This is a genomic window from Deltaproteobacteria bacterium (genome assembly GCA_028818775.1).
GTDB lineage: Bacteria > Desulfobacterota > Binatia > UBA9968 > JAJDTQ01 > JAJDTQ01.
In genome coordinates this window covers 1-5,558 of sequence record JAPPNE010000087.1, presented here as the reverse complement: position 1 = coordinate 5,558, position 5,558 = coordinate 1, and the positions used below count along the sequence as shown (strand labels likewise).

Annotated in this window: 7 protein-coding genes; 3 read left to right on the top strand and 4 right to left on the bottom strand. The window is 65.0% G+C overall.

Annotated features, from left to right (window positions below; all coding sequences use genetic code 11):
- Positions 1–181, top strand: a 181-nt coding sequence (locus OXU42_10700; GenBank protein ID MDE0029853.1) for a hypothetical protein, incomplete at its 5' end; no start/stop codon positions are given.
- Positions 182–452: 271 nt separating this feature from the next.
- The gene (locus OXU42_10695; protein ID MDE0029852.1) at positions 453–653 is read left to right on the top strand and encodes a hypothetical protein; all 201 of its coding nucleotides are present in this window, start codon (positions 453–455) and stop codon (positions 651–653) included.
- A 130-nt stretch (positions 654–783) separates the two neighbouring features.
- Here the strand turns inward: OXU42_10695 and OXU42_10690 are convergent, their stop codons facing one another.
- A complete protein-coding gene (locus OXU42_10690) occupies positions 784–981 on the bottom strand; it encodes a hypothetical protein (GenBank protein ID MDE0029851.1) in 198 nt (65 codons plus the stop codon).
- Positions 982–1,209: 228 nt separating this feature from the next.
- On the opposite strand from OXU42_10690, the gene OXU42_10685 reads away from it, so the two are divergent.
- Entirely contained in the window at positions 1,210–1,593 is a 384-nt protein-coding gene (locus tag OXU42_10685) for a hypothetical protein (protein ID MDE0029850.1), read from the top strand.
- A gap of 73 nt (positions 1,594–1,666) precedes the next feature.
- Here OXU42_10685 and OXU42_10680 read toward each other — a convergent pair whose 3' ends face one another.
- Genes OXU42_10680 through OXU42_10670 form a run of 3 tightly spaced genes read right to left on the bottom strand, consistent with a single transcriptional unit; the run spans position 1,667 to position 5,165 of the window.
- Entirely contained in the window at positions 1,667–2,659 is a 993-nt protein-coding gene (locus OXU42_10680) for a tyrosine-type recombinase/integrase (GenBank protein MDE0029849.1), read from the bottom strand.
- Entirely contained in the window at positions 2,656–3,585 is a 930-nt protein-coding gene (locus tag OXU42_10675; protein MDE0029848.1) for a tyrosine-type recombinase/integrase, read from the bottom strand. Before OXU42_10675 ends, OXU42_10680 begins: the two co-directional genes overlap by 4 nt.
- Positions 3,582–5,165, bottom strand: a complete 1,584-nt coding sequence (locus OXU42_10670; GenBank protein ID MDE0029847.1) for a tyrosine-type recombinase/integrase — start codon at positions 5,163–5,165, stop codon at positions 3,582–3,584. The genes OXU42_10675 and OXU42_10670 overlap by 4 nt, the downstream gene beginning before the upstream one ends.
- Between the last annotated feature and the right edge of the window lie 393 nt (positions 5,166–5,558).

The following is a 5,558-nucleotide window of genomic DNA, read 5'->3' as shown; positions in this document are numbered from 1 at the left end:
CGAGGCGGCGGCGCTCAGGAAGGACATGCCGGAACGCGAGCTCGCCGCCCATCTGAGCGCCGCCGGCGCCGCGCCGGACGCGGTCCGAGTGAGGGAAGAGGAGATTCGCAACAGGATCGCCCTTGAGGAGGAAAAGAAGGCCGCCCTGCGAATGAGCAAGGACCGGGGAATGTCGATGTAGGCATGGAGAACCGCAACGGCTTCGCTTCGTCGAAGATGCAGGCGAGGGAGCGCGCATCTGCGCCGTCGTCAACGACACGGATCGCGGCCCCGATCGTGTAGAGGGGGCGCCTCGACGGGAAGTGTGCCGGGCCGGCAGCGGGTCGTGCCGGCCTCGGGTCGCACCGGCCTCGGGCCGTGCCGGCCTTGGGCCGTGCCGGCACGGGCCTTCGGAGTTGCCTGAGCGGGCGCTCTCATGTAAGGCGGAGCGCGCTTGACGTCGGGAGTGTTCGATGGAGAACGACCACCTGATTCTCTTTCTGTTGCGGCGCTTTCCGGGATTGGACGACGACGAACTCACCAGGCTGTCCGGCTTGACGCCGGTCCGGCGGGTGAAGCGGGTCTGCTGCGACCTGGCGAGCCGCCAGCTGCTGGAGCGCAGGGCCGGTCCGGACGGGAAGGTCGGGAACTACGCGCTCGGGTCCGAACCGTGAGATCGACCGGTCGCTCCGCGGCGATCCGATATCCGGGACGATCGAGTATCCGCGCTTCGGGTGATCGCCTGGATGCCCGCGACTGTGCCACTCGCCGGAGTGTGCCGCCCGCCGCGCTCGTTCTCACCTCTCACCATGAAGACATCGCGGCCATGATGGAGACGTCCGCGATCAGTTCGACCTCGCTGGGGTCGAGGCCGGCGAACGCCAGCGAGGCCACCGCCTCGGCCTCGGTCTCGAACGTGTCCAACTCGAGACCGCTGGCAGTCTCGACGATGGTGAAGCGCGGCTCGGACGCCGGCACGCCGCGATGATCCGGGGAGCGCATCCGGGATCGGTGCGAGCACGGCTCGCACGTGCTGGCGGCGCCCGCCCAGGCGCCGCATCTCGTACATTCCTTCCTGGCGCGCCGGCGGGAATATCGCTTGCGATCGGCGGCGTTCTTCCGCTCTTTCGGCCGTGCCGCCTCCACCGCCGCACAGGGCCGGCAGCGCGAGGCGCCGGCCGGCACCGGCTTGCGGCATCGGACACAGCAGTCCTCGGCGCGTCGTCTGGCATGGCGCTCGCGCTCTCGGGCACGGCGGATCGACCTGCAATCCTCGCAGACGGCAGCGCCCTCGACGGGCCGCTCGCGTCCGCACATCGTGCACAACCCCGCCGCGCGTCTGGCGCGGTGGCGCTCTCTGCCGCGCTCGCGGCTGTCGCGCCGGCGGGTTGCCACGCGGCGCCCTCCATAGAGCTTCCCCGCTTTCTTGCCTGCAGCGTATCGCGCGCGCTCGGCCTCGCGCGCCTTGGCGCGGCACGGCTCGCATTGCCGTCGGCCGGGCGCCGGGGCGCGGCTTCCACATCGCGTGCAGAGCCCGAGCGCGGCGCGGTCGGCTGCCCGCTGCCGGTGGCGCTCGCGCTGAAGCGTCCTGCGCTTATCCCGAGCAGTTTCTAATGTCGAGTCAGGTTCGGAAGTCGGCTTGTTCATTGGGTTTCTCCATGGACTTGCTCGGCATTAATTCCATGCTTCAGCGCCCGCCGAGTACTCGCATCAAGCTGTCCTTGGCACCGTGGAAGGTCCCCGGCTGGATGGACGGCGGTGTGGTGGCATCAAGGATTCCCAGTTTCTCGGCCGGGCTCGCACGGAGATACGCTTCGGTACTCTTGATGTCCGCGTGGCCGAGCCAGAGCGATACTTTCCGGATGTCGCCGGTGGCATGCAGGATTGTCATGGCCGTGGAATGACGCAGGACATGCGGGGTCACCCGCTTGCTGCCGATTGATGGAGCCTTCCGCGCGGCCGTGGTGACATGCTGCTTGAGGATGTACGCGAAGCCGTCCGAGCTCATCGCCCGCCCCCTTGCGTTGAGGAACAGGTAGCGGTTTTTGACCGGCGGCCGGACGTCGAGCCACTCGTTGAGAACGCTCTTGGTTTCCTTCCACAGCGGCAACTCGCGGTCGCGCCGTCCCTTGCCCAGGATGTGGATGGTTTCGAGCTGGGGACCCGACAGGCTGTCGAGCGTGAGCCCGATCAGCTCCGACACCCGCAGCCCGGCGGCGTAGCACAAGTGCAGCATCGCCCGATCGCGAAGACCTGCCACTGTCGCGGTGTCCGGGGCATCCAGAATGGCCTGCATCTCGACCCGGTCGAGCCAGTCGACCAGGGGCTTGTCGGCCCGCTTGTGCGGGATGGCGCGCACCCGCAATGCGAGGTCGAGGCAGCCCGGCACACGGTATTCCACGTACCGGAAGAATGATTTGATGGCGGCGAGGCGGATATTGCGGGTGCCGACGCTGTTGTTGCGGCTGTTCTCCAGGAACTCGAGGAAGGACAGCAGGAGCGCCACCGTGAAGTGCTCGATCTTCAGGGCGCAGGGACGGATTCCGGTCTGCTCGGCCACGTAGAGGACGAGCAGCCGGAAGCAATCGGTGTAGCCCTGCACGGTGTGTCGGCTGAGGCGCCGCTCATTGGGCAAGTGCTCCTGGAGGAAGGCGGTGAGGTGGGGGGCAAGATCGGTCATCGGGCACCCCCATTCGCGTGAGCCTGCTCGGCAGCCTCGGCGATACCGCGCAGCAGATCCAAGGTCGATTCCAGGTACCAGTAGGTATGTGAGACTTTGGCGTGGCCGAGATAGGTGGAGAGTGCCAGCATATGGCGGCCTGGATCGGCGCCGGGGTCCAGGTTCTCGAGTGCCCGGACGGCGAAGCTGTGCCGCAGCGAGTGGAGCGTCGGACCGCGCGCTGCGCCGGGTTCCCGAATTCCCGTTCGTTCCAGGATCGCTTGGAAGACCTGCTGTGCTCTGGAATAGCATGGAGGCCTGCCAGTGGTGATCACGAACAGGTGTCTGTCCGGGGTTTTCTCCTCGCGCCGCACCGTCAGGTAGTGGTCCAGCTCATCCTGGGTGGTCGGGTGCAGTGCCACCATCCGGGACTTGCCGAACTTGGTGTCGCGGATGACCAGACCGTCCGGGGTGATGTCATCCAGCGTCAGCGCAAGGGCCTCGCCGATGCGCAGTCCGGTCACCGCGATGAGGCCGAACATGTAGTGCCAGGTCAGCGGGGCGATGGTGCCCTCGGGCGGCATGGAAAGCGCCGTCGTGAGCAGTTTCCGGATGTCTGGAGTCGATATCAGGTATGGTGGCGGCCTGCGTCTGCTCTGATAGCCCAGAGCGTCGCGAGGCGGCAGCTCGTGCCGGGCATCCTCGGCGTGTAGCCAGCAGGCAAGTGCATGTAGGGTATGCAGCCTCGTGATCCGCTCGGATTGTGATCGCGCTGTCGATGCCCATTCGATGGCGGTCTCGGAACGGATGAATGTTTCGTCACGATCCTCGGCGAAGCGTGCGAAGCTCCGTAGTGGGCAAGCACCCCGCGTGAACTGGTAGCCGAGCTTGCGCTTCATCGCGACATATCGCTCGACCTGATCGGTGATGATGGTTTTCTTGGTCATCCCTCCATCCCTCCGATCCATGGTTGCGCGACCTCCTGCAACATGACCGTATCGGTCTTGGCGTAGATCGCGGTGCTGTTCCGGGACTCGTGGCGAAGCAGTGACTGGATGGTGTCCAGTGTTGCGCCGGATCTGAGCAACTCGGTCGCCTGAGAATGGCGGAACACATGCGCACCGCGACCGCGGTTGGCGAGCGTGGGCACTCCGGCGCGGTCCAGCGCGCTTCGAGCCACGTAACTGACGTTGTGTGAGCCGGAGAACGGGCGCGAAGGTGCGTTGGCGCAGAGGAAGACCTTCTCGTCGTCTACCGTTGGCCGCACCGTCGCGATATAGGCATGCAGCGCGTCGCCGACATCCTGGGGCAGAGGCAGTACCGTCTGCCGCCGTGATTTGCCTGCAACACGGATCTCGGCCTTTTCCCAGTCAATATCGCCGAGGCGCAAATCAACGACATCGCCGGCGCGCAGCGCCAGCCGCGCCAGAAGCAGCAGGATGGCCCGGTTGCGTACGCCCACCGGGTCGTCGTTGCACGACGCGATGGCACGCTCGACATCGTCGGCCGGGATGTATCGCGGCAATGCCGACAGCCGCCACTGGGGCACCGTTGTTGGCACGGCCTCGACCAGCGTGGCGGTGACGCTGTCTTCCGATGCTAGGAACCGCAAATACATGCGCATCGCGGTCGTCAGCCGCTTCGCATAGCTTGCAGATCGGTGCTCAAGTTGCTCGAACAGCACCCGGCGGATCAGTGCCGCATCAATGACCCTGGGATCGTCTCCGAGATCGGGCAGAACGGCAGCGATCAGACGGGTGTACTGCCGTATCGTCTTGGGGCGGAGACCGCGATGGCGCTCAAGCCATGCCGAGAACCTCTCGAGGACCTCGGTCAGTTCTTCCTCCGGCGCTGGATCCAGAGGTTCAATCCGGCCGATCGCGGCGAGGTGGTCGAGGAACTTGCGGATCTCTCCGTCGTAACGAGTCCCTTCGGGGGAACTTCTCCCCTGGCCGTAGAACACCCCGGGGATCGAGCAGATGAACCGCCGGTTCCGGAAACGCGCATATGCATCCAGGGTTAGATCGCGCAGCGGGATTCGCGAGAAATGGAGCCAGACAATGAGATTTGCACATGCGCTGCGATGCAGAACTAGGGTTGGAGCGGCATAGCCACTGCCGCGCATGTGATCGAGATGATCGTCGAGTAGCTGGAGATTCTCGTCCAGTTCACCAGGGGTCTCGATCTTGCCCGCCCGCTCGAGGAAATAGACGAAATCCATGAGAGGAGACCAGGACCGGCGTTTGCTCCATGGACCGAACCCGGCAGATGCCAGCATTCCCGTACAACACTCGCAGTCGTGGTCGAGGAAACGCTCGATCACCGTGCAGTCGACTGTGTCGAGCGCAATGCCGCTCAGTGCAAGCCAGACCACGAAGTGTCGGGCAGTGCCGCGATAGCGACCCACACGCTTTCCGGCGATCCCCTCACGATCGCGGAGATCGTCGATGAACGCTCGAATGATCGGGTCGAAGCTGGCCAGTGCTGTGGTCCCCAGCAGGGACCGGTGATCTCGTCTTGAAGCCATTGTCGTCCTCCATTTCGTCGAAAGGGAGAACGACTCTATCGGTGTGCTGACGCTTGGAATTAATGCCGAGCAAGTCCATGGAGAAACCCAATGAACAAGCCGACTTCCGAACCTGACTCGACATTAGAAACTGCTCGGGATAAGCGCAGAAATCCCGAGCTTGGGATTTCTGCGCTTATCAATGTCGGCATAGGGCATGGCCGGCGATCCTTCGTGCAAGGGAATGAGAGAGAACGGGAAGCGAGGGCCGGGGCGCCCGATGGGGATGCCCCCGGCCGCGCTTCGATCACCGATGCCTGGCACTGGCGAACAAGCCGCAGGCCAGATCGCCAAAATATTGCACGCCGCCGGCAAGCTCGACGCCGGTGGCCACGATGATCTCGTTGCGCTCGG